16 protein-coding genes are annotated in these 13,982 nt (G+C 45.2%); 9 read left to right on the top strand and 7 right to left on the bottom strand.

Annotated features, from left to right (window positions below; translation table 11 throughout):
* Nucleotides 1–77 precede the first annotated feature (77 nt).
* Nucleotides 78–1,439 carry a DegQ family serine endoprotease gene (locus V7R39_RS02345; protein WP_334028142.1) on the top strand — a complete coding sequence of 454 codons (1,362 nt, stop codon included), beginning with the start codon at nucleotides 78–80 and terminating at the stop codon, nucleotides 1,437–1,439.
* 323 nt (nucleotides 1,440–1,762) lie between these two features.
* Complete coding sequence (locus V7R39_RS02350; protein ID WP_334027759.1) at nucleotides 1,763–2,842, top strand: trypsin-like peptidase domain-containing protein; 1,080 nt, start codon at nucleotides 1,763–1,765, stop codon at nucleotides 2,840–2,842.
* Nucleotides 2,843–2,950: 108 nt separating this feature from the next.
* Here V7R39_RS02350 and murA read toward each other — a convergent pair whose 3' ends face one another.
* The 7 genes from murA to mlaF form a co-directional block, all read right to left on the bottom strand.
* Nucleotides 2,951–4,213 carry a UDP-N-acetylglucosamine 1-carboxyvinyltransferase gene (gene murA, locus V7R39_RS02355; protein WP_334027761.1) on the bottom strand — a complete coding sequence of 421 codons (1,263 nt, stop codon included), beginning with the start codon at nucleotides 4,211–4,213 and terminating at the stop codon, nucleotides 2,951–2,953.
* A gap of 12 nt (nucleotides 4,214–4,225) precedes the next feature.
* Nucleotides 4,226–4,483, bottom strand: a complete 258-nt coding sequence (locus V7R39_RS02360) for a BolA family protein (protein ID WP_032096347.1) — start codon at nucleotides 4,481–4,483, stop codon at nucleotides 4,226–4,228.
* 30 nt (nucleotides 4,484–4,513) lie between these two features.
* Nucleotides 4,514–4,822: an STAS domain-containing protein gene (locus V7R39_RS02365; protein ID WP_334027764.1), complete on the bottom strand. Its 309-nt coding sequence runs from the start codon at nucleotides 4,820–4,822 to the stop codon at nucleotides 4,514–4,516.
* The gene (locus V7R39_RS02370) at nucleotides 4,819–5,457 is read right to left on the bottom strand and encodes an MlaC/ttg2D family ABC transporter substrate-binding protein (protein WP_438823503.1); all 639 of its coding nucleotides are present in this window, start codon (nucleotides 5,455–5,457) and stop codon (nucleotides 4,819–4,821) included. Before V7R39_RS02370 ends, V7R39_RS02365 begins: the two co-directional genes overlap by 4 nt.
* Before the next feature lie 124 nt (nucleotides 5,458–5,581).
* The gene (mlaD, locus tag V7R39_RS02375) at nucleotides 5,582–6,052 is read right to left on the bottom strand and encodes an outer membrane lipid asymmetry maintenance protein MlaD (protein ID WP_334027768.1); all 471 of its coding nucleotides are present in this window, start codon (nucleotides 6,050–6,052) and stop codon (nucleotides 5,582–5,584) included.
* Nucleotides 6,053–6,060: 8 nt separating this feature from the next.
* Nucleotides 6,061–6,837 (bottom strand): lipid asymmetry maintenance ABC transporter permease subunit MlaE, encoded by a 777-nt coding sequence (mlaE, locus tag V7R39_RS02380; protein WP_032096343.1) that lies wholly within the window; start codon nucleotides 6,835–6,837, stop codon nucleotides 6,061–6,063.
* Complete coding sequence (mlaF, locus tag V7R39_RS02385; RefSeq protein WP_163107409.1) at nucleotides 6,834–7,634, bottom strand: phospholipid ABC transporter ATP-binding protein MlaF; 801 nt, start codon at nucleotides 7,632–7,634, stop codon at nucleotides 6,834–6,836. Before mlaF ends, mlaE begins: the two co-directional genes overlap by 4 nt.
* 389 nt (nucleotides 7,635–8,023) lie before the next feature.
* On the opposite strand from mlaF, the gene V7R39_RS02390 reads away from it, so the two are divergent.
* From V7R39_RS02390 to V7R39_RS02420, 7 genes are all read left to right on the top strand, one after another.
* Nucleotides 8,024–8,980 (top strand): calcium/sodium antiporter, encoded by a 957-nt coding sequence (locus V7R39_RS02390; protein WP_334027773.1) that lies wholly within the window; start codon nucleotides 8,024–8,026, stop codon nucleotides 8,978–8,980.
* Entirely contained in the window at nucleotides 8,980–9,957 is a 978-nt protein-coding gene (locus V7R39_RS02395; RefSeq protein ID WP_334027775.1) for a KpsF/GutQ family sugar-phosphate isomerase, read from the top strand. The genes V7R39_RS02390 and V7R39_RS02395 overlap by 1 nt, the downstream gene beginning before the upstream one ends.
* On the top strand, nucleotides 9,958–10,524 hold the full coding sequence (gene kdsC / locus V7R39_RS02400) for a 3-deoxy-manno-octulosonate-8-phosphatase KdsC (protein ID WP_334027777.1): 567 nt from the start codon (nucleotides 9,958–9,960) through the stop codon (nucleotides 10,522–10,524).
* Nucleotides 10,521–11,099 carry an LPS export ABC transporter periplasmic protein LptC gene (lptC, locus tag V7R39_RS02405; RefSeq protein WP_334027779.1) on the top strand — a complete coding sequence of 193 codons (579 nt, stop codon included), beginning with the start codon at nucleotides 10,521–10,523 and terminating at the stop codon, nucleotides 11,097–11,099. Before kdsC ends, lptC begins: the two co-directional genes overlap by 4 nt.
* Complete coding sequence (gene lptA, locus V7R39_RS02410) at nucleotides 11,068–11,664, top strand: lipopolysaccharide transport periplasmic protein LptA (protein WP_334027781.1); 597 nt, start codon at nucleotides 11,068–11,070, stop codon at nucleotides 11,662–11,664. The genes lptC and lptA overlap by 32 nt, the downstream gene beginning before the upstream one ends.
* Before the next feature lie 2 nt (nucleotides 11,665–11,666).
* Nucleotides 11,667–12,392 (top strand): LPS export ABC transporter ATP-binding protein, encoded by a 726-nt coding sequence (gene lptB, locus V7R39_RS02415; RefSeq protein ID WP_032096338.1) that lies wholly within the window; start codon nucleotides 11,667–11,669, stop codon nucleotides 12,390–12,392.
* A gap of 77 nt (nucleotides 12,393–12,469) precedes the next feature.
* A complete protein-coding gene (locus V7R39_RS02420; RefSeq protein ID WP_334027784.1) occupies nucleotides 12,470–13,969 on the top strand; it encodes an RNA polymerase factor sigma-54 in 1,500 nt (499 codons plus the stop codon).
* Nucleotides 13,970–13,982 lie beyond the last annotated feature (13 nt).

Below are 13,982 nucleotides of genomic sequence, written 5' to 3' on the forward strand. Positions count from 1 at the left end.
TTTGAAAGGCCGCAGACTCTTTGAGTGAGACCATGCTTTATTGCATATAATATTAAGGAGTGTAACCGAACATGAAAATGTCTTTCCGCCATTGTGTTTTGGCGTCAGCCGTTGTAGCAAGTTCATTAGGCTTTACCGCTACTACGCAAGCGGCGTTGCCTTTCTTTTCTGATAAAAAAGCAGAAGTGCCCTCTTTAGCCCCCATGCTCGAAGAGGCCACGCCTGCTGTAGTAAGTATTGCTGTTGAGGGAACGCAAACATCTCGTCAACGGGTGCCTGAAATGTTCCGCTACTTTTTTGGCGCACCGCAAGAACAAGCACAAGAACGTCCTTTTAGAGGGCTCGGCTCGGGCGTAATAATAGACGCTGAAAAAGGCTACGTGGTAACGAATAATCACGTTGTTGATAACGCTGACGAAATCACGGTTAAGTTAACGGACGGTCGAGAGTTCACTGCCAAGAAACTTGGCGCTGACGAGCAAAGCGACATTGCCCTTCTCAAAATCGATCCCGATAACCTAAAAGCACTCCCCTTAGCTGACTCTGATGCAGCTAGAGTGGGCGATTTCGTGGTAGCAATCGGTAATCCATTTGGGCTATCTCAAACTGTGACCTCGGGTATAGTGAGCGCGCTGGGACGTTCTGGGTTAAACATTGGCGGCTACGAAGATTTTATTCAAACCGATGCAGCTATTAACCGCGGTAACTCTGGTGGAGCCCTTGTAAACCTTCATGGCGAACTTGTGGGTATTAACACTGCTATATTTGGCCCTAATGGTGGCAATGTAGGTATTGGTTTTGCCATTCCTGCCAATATGATGAAAAGCTTAGTAGACCAAATTGCAGAGTTCGGCGAAGTGCGTCGTGGTCTACTTGGCATACTAGGTAGTGATATTGACGCTGGCCTTGCTGAAGCCATGAATGCCGAAGTTAATCTTGGCGCATTTGTTAGCGAAGTTCAGCCAGAATCGGCAGCCGAAGATGCAGGCCTTCAAGCTGGCGACATTATCACCGCTATTAATGGTAGAAAAATCAATAGCTTCCAAGAGTTGCGCGCGAAAATCGCGAGTATGGGCGCGGGAGCGGAAGTTGAACTAACTGTGATGCGCAAAGGCGATGAAATGAGCGTGGATGTCACCTTAGACGACGCCACAGAACAAACAGTCACCGCAGCGCAAATTCATCCTGCACTAGAGGGTGCGACGCTGACAAACGGTAGCGATGGTGCTGGAAATGCAGGTGTCATTGTTTCTGAAATCGAACGAGGCGCACCTGCTGCTCGCATCGGCTTACAGTCTGATGATGTCATAATTGGTGTGAACCGCGTTCGCGTAGCAAGTGTAGCAGATTTCCGCAATGCCCTTGACGAAGCAAAAGGGGTAATAGCACTTAATGTGAAACGTGGCAATTCAACCTTGTATTTGGTGATTCGCCAATAAACATCTCTCGATGTACTGTGATTTGAGAACATTTTTCTTCATAAAATGATCATTGAGTACTTAAAGCAGCGCCTAAGGGCGCTGTTTTCGTCTCTAGTATTTCTTTCATTCCCCCTCTCCTCACGGATATATAAAAAATAATTTGGGTTAGAGTAGTTTAGTAAATAAAATGATATCCTCGTTCCACAAGTTATAATAAATAGCTGTTTCTCGTATCGGTGAGGCATTGAGTTAATGGAAAACTGTTTTTGACACTTAACCCATAACGACAAATGTGCTGACGATAAAAGAACACCGTGCTAACTAACAAAAAAGTGTGACCAGTGACAAGCCGCTCAATTATCCGTTTTTTCATCAAATCTGTTGTTCTTGGTGCCGCAGTAGCAGCGCTCCTACTCTTATTCTTGCCCGATTTACGTCAGGGTAACGGATTTACTAACGGCCTGTTTACAGAGCCCTCGGTAAGCGCAAGTAGAGAAAGCTACTTCGCATCACTGAGTCGTTCGGCGCCAGCTGTGGTCAATATATATAGCGTAAGCATAGAAACTGATGCGGGCCTATTTAGAAATCAACCTCGTGAGCGAGCAAGCTTGGGCTCTGGTGTGATAATGACCGAGAACGGCTATATCCTTACCTGCCATCACGTGGTGGAAAATGCAGACAGTATTTATGTTGCCGTTCAAGACGGGCGAGTGCTAGAAGCACAGATAGTGGGCAACGATCCGCTTACTGACCTCGCGGTATTAAAAGTCACCGCAGAAGGCCTTAATATCATTCCACAAGTTGCCGAACCCGATACACACGTTGGTGATGTGGTAATGGCCATCGGTAATCCTTTCGACCTTGGTCAAACTATTACACAAGGCATTGTGAGTCGTGCTGGCCGCAATGGACTATCGAACTATGTCGATTTCATTCAAACCGACGCCGTTTTGAACCAGGGTAATTCTGGCGGTGCACTTGTTGACAGTAACGGTATTCTGTTAGGAATAACCAATGCTAACTTTCAAGTAAGAGACTCGCGAAATAGAGTACGAAACGTCGATGGAATTAACTTTGCGGTTCCTTATGAATTGGCGAAGCGAGTAATGGATGAAATTATTAGCAACGGCAGGGTTATTCGCGGGCAGCTTGGCTTTATTGGCAGTGAAAGGCGTAACCTAGCTGGCATACTGGGTATTGACGTTACTGCTGTCGCTAAGGGCAGTCCTGCCGATACCGCAGGATTACAACCTGGGGATATTATTCTGTCTATTGACGGCGTAAGAGCAGAAAGTGCATCAAAAACTCTGGATATGATTGCTGAGACAGAGCCTGGCACCAAGCTTGAAATTGAAATTAGTCGCAATGAAAAATCGATGATCTTAACTGCTACCGTGGCTGAACTTCGTACGGGTCAGTAAACATAAGAAACAAACAGACATAAAAAAAGCGCCTTAGGCGCTTTTTTTATGTCTGTTCCGCAGAGCAGTAGCTGTGTTCTGTTACTCTGCACTGTATTCCTTTACTTTCTATTCCTTTATGCGCTCGATGATAGCGCCAAGGCCGCCCAGCTTTTCTTCAATGGCTTCATAGCCTCTATCTAGGTGATAAATACGATTAACGTGAGTCTCACCCTCTGCAATAAGCCCGGCAATCACTAAACTTGCTGACGCACGTAAGTCGGTGGCCATTACTGGCGCCCCTTTGAGTACTGAGCTTCCTTTAGATACCGCAGAATTCGCTTCAAGTGCTATTTCAGCGCCCATTCGCTGTAACTCAGGCACATGCATAAAGCGATTTTCGAAAATAGTTTCTGTAATAACACCCGTGCCCTCGGCAACGCAGTTAAGCGTAACAAATTGCGCCTGCATATCTGTTGGAAATGCAGGATGAGGTGCAGTTTTCACTCTAACCGCTTTTGGCTTTTGGCCTTTCATATCAAGCTCTATCCAATTCTCACCAACAGTAATGTGAGCACCGGCTTGTTCAAGCTTGTCAATAATGGCATCGAGAGTATCTGGAGCCGCATGCGTACAGCGCACTTTACCGCCTGTCGCTGCCGCTGCCACTAAGAACGTACCTGTTTCAATGCGATCTGGAAGCACGGCATAATCACAACCATTTAGGGTTTCTACGCCTTCAACGGTAATTTTGTCAGTCCCTGCACCTTTGATTTTAGCGCCCATTTGAATGAGGCAGTTGGCGAGGTCAACAATTTCAGGCTCTCTTGCAGCATTTTCTAGGATAGACGTACCGTCTGCCAGTGCTGCCGCCATAAGAAGGTTTTCAGTTGCGCCTACGCTGACCATATCCATAAAGATACGGGCACCTTTTAAACGACCGTCTACATGGGCACGAATATAGCCTTCTTCTACCTCAATAATAGCGCCCATTTTCTCAAGGCCAGTAAGATGAAGGTTCACCGGACGGGCGCCAATGGCACATCCACCGGGCAAAGACACGTTTGCCTTACCCTGTTTAGCCAGCAAAGGCCCAAGCACCAAAATAGATGCACGCATAGTACGTACAAGGTCGTAAGACGCCGTCACACTCTCAAGTGTGCTTGAATCGATTAACACGTCGTTAGGAGATGGCTGAGCTACTTCAACGCCAAGCTCCCGCAGTAACGCCGTTGTTGTATTAATATCTCTGAGGCGAGGCACGTTGGTATAACGGCATGGAGAGTCTGTCAGCAGACTGGTCATCAGTAGCGGTAAAGCCGCATTTTTGGCACCAGAAATTCGCACTGTTCCGTTAAGAGCAGGACTCTTTTTAATAACAAGTTTATCCACGAAAAGCGCCTATTACTGAGGAATATTAAACTGGCGCTCGCGCTCCCAGTCTTTCACTGAAAAAGTTTTGATTGAAATCGCATGCATTGAACCGTCTGCGATTTTATCGGCAAGCGGCGCATAAACAGCTTGCTGGCGTTTAACACGGCTCATTTCGTTAAAGGCATCACTAACGGCAATGATATTAAAATGAGAGCCTTCGGCTTTTACATGAACTTCGTGAAGGTCTAATGCGTCCTTCAAAATGCTTTCGATTTCTGACAATTCCATAATGTACTTCTTTAATCTTAAAAATTGGCGTTATTTTACCGGCAAAAAGCTATCTACATCGCTTATTTTAGCAAGCTTGTGAAGCTTAACAGGCATATGCTGTATGACCATGCTAACACCGTTTTGGTTCGTATCCCTAACGGCATTTATTAGCCAAGCTAATCCAGCACTATCCACCCGCTCTACATCGCCTAGGTCAACGGTACAAGTGCCTGCGTTTTTCAGGCTGTCTTGCTGCTGTGAACTAAGACGCTGCCAAAAGTTCGTAGAGAGTGTGTCACGGTCTAAATTTCCGTGAACGACAATATCTCCGTTTTTGCCAACGTCGAAAAGGCTCACACAGACTCTCCGTCAATGTCGATAGATTCGCCGGCTTTGAGTTCTACCGGCTTGCCAATTTTTTCTCGCATTAGCGAGATAACCGCGTCAATACCGTCTGTGCGTAAGATAGACTCAAACTCACTGCGCTTGCTGTTCAGCATGCTGATACCTTCAGCAACCATGTCGTAAGCTTTCCACTCATTGGTTTTGCTATCTCTGCGCACTTTAAACGCAATTTTGATATCTGGACGGGTAGGATCTTTTACCACAGCACGTACCGTAACTGACTTTTCTTTAGAGAAGTCTGACTCAGGCTCAAAAATCACTTCTTGGTTATCATAATATCCCATTGCTACCGCGTAGGTAGTCACAAGATACTGACGGAACACACTGATGTACTCGCCCATTTTTTCTTTAGGCACTGACTTAAAATGTTTGCCCAACACCATAAATGCAGCAAATTTATAGTCGATATGAGGCACCAATTCTTCTTGCATAATTGTGCGCAGCATTTCAGGGTCAGCTTGTATTTCAGACTGATTGGCCTTAATACGCTCGAAGGTAGTGTTAGCTACACCATGAACTAATTTATAGGGATTTTGCTCGTCTACCTCTTGTGCACTTACGGCGCTCGATAACGACAATACAACCATACCTAATATGGCGATTAATTTTTTCAACGTAATTCTCCTAACAAAAACATGCTATACAGCAGACCGGACTGATGCTTAATAAGTTTCACCCGCGCTCCTGATAAATTTTTAATAATCTTCTACTCTATTCGTCGCTATCGCGATTGAATAAAAACTGGCCGATGAGGTCTTCAAGCACTAATGCTGATTTGGTGTCTTGTAAATAATCACCGTCTTGCAAATCTGCCACGCCATCAAACGAAAACCCAGGCTGGAAACCAACGTATTGCTCGCCAAGTAAACCAGACGTCAATATTGATACTGAACTTGTCTCAGGAAAGCCGTTGTACTGCTTAAGAATGGACAACTCTACTATTGGGGTGAAATCGTCTTTATCTAGCGTAATGGAAGAAACTCTTCCCACTGTGACGCCGCCCACTTTCACCGCAGAACGTGCTTTTAAGCCACCAATGTTGTCGAATTTTGCGTAAAGGGTATAACTGTCGCCTTCAGTGGCAACAGACTGCTCGGCAACTTTCAGTGCCAATAACAGTAATGCGCTAATAGTAAGGGCAACGAAGAACCCTACCATGACTTCCGTTTTATACTTGTTCATTCTATCCTCTACTCGATACCAAACATGAGGGCGGTTAGCACGAAATCCAGCCCCAATACTGCTAATGATGAATAGACCACTGTTTCAGTAGTCGCTTTGCTGATCCCTTCCGATGTAGGAATAGAATCGTAACCTTTAAATATGGCAATCCACGTCACCACCAAGGCGAACACGACACTCTTTATTACGCCGTTAATAACGTCTTGGTTCCAATCTACCGTGGACTGCATGATAGACCAGTAGCTGCCTGAATCTACGCCTAGCCAATCAACACCCACTAAGTGTCCGCCCAAAATACCGATAGCACTGAAAATGACCGCTAACATTGGCATAGCGAGCATGCCAGCCCAAAATCGCGGAGCGACTATTCTGCGCAAGGGGTCTACGGCCATCATCTCAAGGCTGCTTAACTGTTCAGTCGCTTTCATTAACCCAATCTCTGCGGTTAACGCAGAACCTGCGCGCCCAGCAAACAGCAAGGCCGTCACTACAGGACCAAGCTCTCGTAACAAGGACAACGCGACCATGGGCCCAAGGCTTCCCTCAGCGCCGTAGTCCACTAAGATGGTATAGCCTTGTAAAGCCATTACCATGCCGATGAACAAACCCGAAACCATAATGATTAGCAGAGATTGCACGCCCACCACGTAGAGCTGCTGTATCACCAGAGGGATATTTTTTACCCGAGGCACAGCCACTAACGCACCGAAAAGCATTAATGTCGCCCGCCCGATAGCGGTCAATTTTGAAATAGTAGAAGCGCCTAAAGACTGCAAGAACCTCATTTACGCTCTCCCAAGAAACTCTTTTCTAGCTCTGGCGCAGGATAATGAAAAGGAACAGGCCCATCGGCTTTTCCGTTCAAAAACTGCTGTACCAGTTCGGAATCGCTGTCTCTAATTTGTTGAGCGGTTCCTTCCCCAATTACTCGCTTGTCAGCCAAAATATAAATATAGTCGGCAATAGTCAGTACCTCTTTCACATCGTGGGTTACCACAATGCTAGTCAAGTTTAGGGCATCGTTGAGCTCGCGAATTAGCTTTACCAGTACGCCCATAGAAATAGGATCTTGGCCTGCGAAGGGTTCGTCGTACATAATAAGGTCGGGGTCTAACGCGATGGCCCGTGCTAACGCAGCACGCCTTGCCATGCCTCCAGACAATTCACTTGGCATTAAATCGGCAGCGCCACGAAGGCCCACTGCCTGTAGCTTTAATGCAACAATGGTAGCAATGACGTCATCGGATAAGTTGGTGTGCTCTTTAAGTGGAAAAGCGACATTGTCGAACACGGTCATGTCAGTAAACAGCGCGCCGCTTTGAAACAACATGCTCATTTTACGCCGCGCTTTGTAAAGTGCCTTGCGAGACATAGACACAATAGATTCTTTATCAAAAAGAATATCGCCCTCGTCTGGAATCAACTGCCCGCCGATTAAGCGCAACAGGGTGGTTTTACCAATCCCGCTAGGCCCCATAACTGCAGTGATTTTTCCTTTAGGTACGTTAAGCGTTATGCCGTCGTAAATAACGCGGTCGCCCCGACTAAAGGTTAAATTATCTATCTCAACTAAATGTTCCATAGTGTTTTGTTGTCGACCCTCGACTAGACATCGCTGCATAAATAACGCGCAGTATGCAAAGCGCGTTGTGCTAATTAGATTTCAATCGTCCAAAAGCAATACAAAATTCATGCCTTCGAACAGTAACTGACCCCGATATGAGCGGTAAGTTTAAATTTTTCAGCATTGTACGCTTTTTTGAATCACTCGCCAAAGTCAAAAAGTTACAAGTTATGTTCGATGAAGACGAATGATTCATAACATAGGCTGAATCTCATTAACGAAACCTGAACAAGCGTCCTTTTTCGTACAGTTCAGCTCGATAATGAAAAATAAAAGCCTAGCAGCATAGGCAAAGGGCACCGTTTTTGCGACAATCTTATGAAATAGGCATTTAAATACAGGTCGTTGTGCTTTTAAACATTGTTATTTTCATCATCGGATTGATTGTTTTGAGCTGGAGTGCTGATCGTTTTGTTTACGGCGCTTCTGCATTAGCGAAAAATATTGGTATTTCCCCCATGATGATAGGATTAACTATCGTTGCTATGGGTTCATCCGCACCTGAAATCGTCGTATCGGCTATTGCCTCAATAAATGGCAATATGAATACTGCTGTGGGTAACGCATTAGGTTCTAACATTACCAATATCGCGTTAGTGCTTGGTATAACAGCACTCGTAAAGCCACTTCTTGTTTCATCGACAACGCTTAAGCGTGAACTTCCCGCCTTACTGATAATCTCACTTATCGCCATCGCATTTATGTTTGATGGCGAGCTGAAATCTTATGAAGGTGTGATTCTGCTCGGTTTGTTTATTTTCATGCTTGCAATGATGGCGTGGTTGTCACTGCAAGTTGATAAAGAAGACCCTTTAATTGCAGAAACTGCTGATGAAATTCCAAAAGGAGTGTCTAACACCGCCGCTCTTATGTGGATTGGTCTGGGCTTAATTATGTTGCCCCTCAGCGCTCACTTTTTGGTTAACTCAGCCGTCGAAATAGCGCGGTACATGGGGCTTTCTGACTTAGTTATTGGACTAACAATTATTGCGTTTGGCACCAGCCTTCCAGAGCTTGCTGCGAGTATTGCTGGAGTCTTAAAAGGTGAGGATGACCTAGCGCTGGGTAATATTATTGGTTCTAACATTTTTAATTTGCTTGCAGTTCTAGGCATGCCAGGTCTTATTGCACCTGGGTTTCTCGACCCAGACGTACACAATAGAGATATGTACGTCATGTTGGGTTTAACATTGCTACTATTTCTGTTTAGTTTTGACTTAATTGGCAAACGTAAAATATCCCGCACAAATGGTGCAATACTTTTAGCCTGCTTCGTAGGCTATCAATTTTGGCTGTTCGGATAATGACTGATAAACAAAACGACTACATTACCTCTGCAAAACGTGTCATCGACATTGAGGCTCGTGCAATTGACAACTTAGCACAGCGACTGGACGAGAGTTTTGTCGCTGCCTGCGAAATGCTCTACGCCTGCTCTGGCAAGGTGGTAGTTAGCGGCATGGGCAAGTCGGGGCATATTGGCAATAAGATAGCCGCCACGTTGGCAAGCACTGGCACCCCAGCTTTTTTCATGCACCCAGGTGAAGCGAATCATGGCGACTTGGGAATGCTCAGTAAAAACGATGTGCTTGTAGCCATTTCAAATTCAGGCGAAACCGGCGAGTTAGTGAATTTGCTGCCGGTTGTAAAACGTCTTGGCGTTAAAGTCATCGCCATGACCAACAGTGTTTCCAGTACGCTAGGTCAGTACGCCGATGTAGTACTGAACATCAGTGTGGAACAGGAAGCCTGCTCCTTAGGATTAGCGCCAACTACAAGCACTACCGCTACATTAGTGATGGGCGATGCCCTATCGGTGGCATTACTCGACAAGAAAGGATTTACCTCCGACGACTTTGCGCTATCACACCCAGGGGGCTCCCTTGGGCGAAAACTACTGTTAAAAGTCAGTGATATTATGTTGACCGGCAGTGATATTCCGCTAATAGCACCCACAGCAACCGTTGCCCAAGCGCTACTTGAAATATCGCAAAAAGGCTTAGGCATGACCGGTATTGTGAATGAATCCGGTAAGCTAACGGGCGTATTCACCGACGGCGACCTTCGCCGTATTCTTGATGCTAGGGTTGACCTTCATGAGGCAACCGTGAGTGACGTAATGACCCAAGGCGGCAAAACAACCTCAGCCGACCAACTTGCCGTTGAAGCGCTTAATGTTATGGAGAGTTTTAAAATAAGTGCATTGATGGTGCTTGACGATAATGACCATCCAGTCGGCGCGTTTAATATGCATATGCTATTAAAAGCAGGAGTACTGTAAATGAACAAGAAACAGGACACGACAACCACGCTGTACACCGAACTCAATACGGACTTATTTGATGCACTAGCCAATATTAAACTGTTGGTGTGTGATGTTGACGGTGTTTTTTCAGACGGACGGATTTATCTTGGAAATGACGGTGAGGAATTAAAAGCCTTTCACACTCGCGACGGGTACGGCGTTAAAGCACTTGTCAGTCATAACATTGATGTTGCGGTGATTACCGGTAGACGCTCAGCTATTGTTGACAACAGAATGAAGGCACTACAGGTAGCGCATATTATTCAAGGCGAAGAGAACAAGTTCGACGCGTTAAAACAGCTTATGGGCCGCCTTGAATTATCACCTGAACACGTCGCCGCTGTTGGTGATGATATGCCTGATACCGGCATGTTTAAACACGCGAGCGTTAAAATAGCCGTTGCCGACTCACACCCCTATGTTGTGAAACAAGCAAATTGGATCACCACCCTACCGGGCGGTTATGGCGCAGTGAGAGAGATAAGTGACACGATTTTGCAGGCGCAAGGCGTAAGCAACGGTATCTTCGGGGCCAGCGTATGAATCAATTCGGTTTCAACCGTCTTGGCATAAGTATTTCGGCGCTATTTATTTTAGCCATGCTGATGTACATTCCTACCTGGATGGAGGAAGGCCCAGTATTAGAAACGTCTGAAGGACTGGATGCGTTAAAGCCTGCTTATAAAGCCAAAAACTTAACCACAACCCTTTATAACAATGAAGGGCAACTGAACCATAAAGTTTTCGCTTCTTCCATGGAGCATTACGACCAGCTTGGCTTTGTTTCTTTCGACCGGCCAAACTACACTCTCTATACGAATGATGCAGGTTCACCGTGGGTCGTGACAGCGCAAGAGGGAACCTTGTATAACAATGAATTAATACAATTAGAAAACAATGTGACAATTGAAAACCAAAGTCAGGACGACTTTGTAAAGTCAATTACCACTGAATACATTCAAATTAATTTGAATAACAAGCAGATGACGTCAGATCAACCCGTAGAAATACGCGGCATGCAATATGTTATTCAAAGTAACGGATTCAACGCAAACCTGCGCACCCAAAATTATGAGCTTATCGACCATGTACAAACTACGTATTCTCCTAGCAACTAGTGCGCTGCTAGTGCTATGCACTAGCCCTGCATTAAGTAATGAAAATGATTTTACGCTGCCTATCGAGATTGGCTCTAACTCCCAGTTCATCGATGGTAAAAATAAGACAGCGCTATATAAAAACAACGTACTTATTACTCAAGGTTCGCTTATCATCGAGGCTGACGAAGTTGAAGTTATTGCCTCACAAGGAAGCGGCCGCGAGATTTTTGTTGCTCGTGGAAACCCGGCCAGCTATTCGCAAGAACTTGAAGACGGTAACCCTGTATCTGCAAGGGCGAACGAGATACGGTATGAAGTGGCTAAGCGCACTATTTCTCTTACCGGAAACGCAGAACTTAAACAGGATACAAGCCAAGTTAAAGGCAACAGCATTACCTTTGATATGATCACCGAACAACTGCTAGCCACAGGTGGTGCTGATGATGCTAGTGGACGCGTTACTACCGTATTTACGCCTGAGTCTATTCGCAAAGCGAACGACGAGACCAGCGAAAATGATAACGGTAACGATAATGACGGTAGCAATGGTGACGGCAACAACGACGGCAAAAGCGAGCAGTAACGATGGCAACTCTTAGTGCAAAGAACCTTGCTAAGGCATACAAATCACGACAGGTAGTGATTGATGTTAGCCTGTCAGTCTCTACCGGGCAAATTGTTGGGTTGTTGGGGCCTAACGGCGCCGGCAAAACCACAACCTTTTACATGATTGTAGGGTTGGTTCCCTCAGATAAAGGCCAAATATCTATTGATGATAATGAATTAACTCATCAGCCTATGCATGAGCGTGCAAGAGGCGGTATTGGCTATTTACCACAAGAAGCGTCCATTTTTCGAAAGCTCACTGTGCATGAAAATATTATGGCGATTTTACAAACCAGAAAGGATTTAAATTCACAGCAGCAGGAAGAAGAAGCCGATGCGCTACTTGATGAATTTAATATCAACCATATACGTAATAGTATGGGCATGAGTCTTTCCGGTGGAGAACGTCGCCGAGTAGAAATAGCACGAGCATTAGCAGCAAAACCTGAATTTATTTTGCTTGATGAACCTTTTGCTGGTGTTGATCCCATATCAGTTAATGATATAAAGAAGATAATACAGCACTTGCGCGACAGAGGGTTGGGTATACTCATTACCGACCACAACGTTCGAGAAACATTGGATGTCTGTGAAAAGGCGTACATCGTAAGTCATGGTGAACTTATTGCGCAAGGAACGGCGGAACAGGTTTTAAGTAATCAAAAAGTAAGGGATGTATACCTAGGCGAACAATTCAGGCTATAGTTATTGTGTGTAACCTAATTGTCATTTTTCATAAGCGCTCAGGTATATTCACTCAAGAGCATTAAAATAAGATATAGATGAAACCATCTTTACAGTTAAAATTTAGTCAACAACTAACGATGACTCCACAGTTGCAGCAGGCAATCAAGCTGCTGCAGCTGTCTACACTCGATCTTCAACAGGAGATTCAGGAGGCCCTCGACTCAAACCCTCTGTTAGAAGTAGAAGAAGGTAATGACGAGCCTCAGGCAGAAAAAAACAATATGGATAATGACGATAGCCAAATCGAAGCTACCGCGTCAGCGTCCAGCGACACACTAGAGTCGGGTGATGCTTTAGAAAAGAACGACTTACCCGATGAACTGCCAATTGATAGCACCTGGGACGAATATTACTCAGCCTCTTCAGCGCCTGCGCCTGGCCCGTCAAATAACGATGATGACCACGTTTTCCAAGGCGAAACCACTGACGACATTCAAACTCATCTGCTTTGGCAGATGCGTTTAACTCCTTTTTCTGATATCGACAGAGCTATCGCTGTTGCCATTATCGACTCGATTGACGAGTCCGGTTATTTAACCGCTACGCTAGATGAGATATTAGAAGCGGTAAATTTTGAAGATATCGAAACAGAAAATGTTGAAGAAGAAATCGAATTAGATGAAGTTGAGTGTGTACTGAAACGCATTCAAATGTTTGACCCTATCGGTTCTGGCTCTCGCTCTCCGCAAGAGTGTTTAATGGTGCAGCTGCGCCAGTTTGCTGACGACACGCCTTGGTTAGATGAAGCGAGAAGACTCATTGAGGACTATTCTGACCTGCTCAGTAGCAAAGATTATAGAACCCTTATGCGCAAGAGCCGCTTGAAGGAAGATGAACTGCGCGAGGCAATGCGTTTACTTCAAACCTTGAATCCTCGCCCAGGTAGTGCTTTAGTTACTAAAGAGCCTGAGTATGTTATTCCAGATGTATCGGTGGCGAAGAAAAACGGTCGCTGGACTGTTGAACTCAACCCCGACAGCTTGCCTAAGCTAGGTGTAAATCAGCAATACGCAGCAATGAGTCGAAAGGCGAAGAACAGCAGTGACTCTCAGTTTATTCGTTCTCATATGCAAGAAGCTAAATGGTTTATAAAGAGTTTAGAGTCTAGAAACGATACTTTAATGAAAGTAGCTAACTGTATCGTTCAGCAGCAAATGGGATTTTTTGAGCACGGACCAGAAATGATGAAACCAATGGTGCTCAATGATGTCGCAGAAATGGTGGATATGCACGAATCCACAATATCGCGAGTAACGACTCAGAAGTATATGCATACGCCGCGCGGTATTTACGAATTGAAGTATTTCTTTTCTAGTCATGTAGCAACCGAGTCTGGCGGCGAGTGTTCGTCAACGGCTATTCGTGCGTTAATAAAGAAATTGGTAGCAGCAGAAACGCCAAGCAAACCATTAAGCGATAGCAAAATTGCTTTATTGTTGGCAGAGCAAGGCATAAAAGTCGCTCGGCGGACAATAGCAAAATACCGGGAGTCTTTATCGATACCCCCGTCTAACCAACGCAAAAGCCTTATCTAAAGGCGTTATATTA

The organism is Alteromonas sp. P256 (assembly GCF_036864455.1).
In the GTDB taxonomy this organism is placed as follows: Bacteria; Pseudomonadota; Gammaproteobacteria; order Enterobacterales; family Alteromonadaceae; genus Alteromonas.

Coding starts and splice junctions, on each gene's coding strand:
- V7R39_RS02345 (WP_334028142.1), top strand. CDS start 78: ATGTCTTTCCGCCATTGTGTTTTGGCGTCAGCCGTTGTAGCAAGTTCA.
- V7R39_RS02360 (WP_032096347.1), bottom strand. CDS start 4,483: ATGGAATTGTCAGAAATCGAAAGCATTTTGAAGGACGCATTAGACCTT.
- V7R39_RS02370 (WP_438823503.1), bottom strand. CDS start 5,457: ATGGTTGTATTGTCGTTATCGAGCGCCGTAAGTGCACAAGAGGTAGAC.
- mlaD (WP_334027768.1), bottom strand. CDS start 6,052: ATGAACAAGTATAAAACGGAAGTCATGGTAGGGTTCTTCGTTGCCCTT.
- mlaE (WP_032096343.1), bottom strand. CDS start 6,837: ATGAGGTTCTTGCAGTCTTTAGGCGCTTCTACTATTTCAAAATTGACC.
- mlaF (WP_163107409.1), bottom strand. CDS start 7,634: ATGGAACATTTAGTTGAGATAGATAATTTAACCTTTAGTCGGGGCGAC.
- V7R39_RS02395 (WP_334027775.1), top strand. CDS start 8,980: ATGACTGATAAACAAAACGACTACATTACCTCTGCAAAACGTGTCATC.
- kdsC (WP_334027777.1), top strand. CDS start 9,958: ATGAACAAGAAACAGGACACGACAACCACGCTGTACACCGAACTCAAT.
- lptC (WP_334027779.1), top strand. CDS start 10,521: ATGAATCAATTCGGTTTCAACCGTCTTGGCATAAGTATTTCGGCGCTA.
- lptA (WP_334027781.1), top strand. CDS start 11,068: ATGTACAAACTACGTATTCTCCTAGCAACTAGTGCGCTGCTAGTGCTA.
- lptB (WP_032096338.1), top strand. CDS start 11,667: ATGGCAACTCTTAGTGCAAAGAACCTTGCTAAGGCATACAAATCACGA.
- V7R39_RS02420 (WP_334027784.1), top strand. CDS start 12,470: ATGAAACCATCTTTACAGTTAAAATTTAGTCAACAACTAACGATGACT.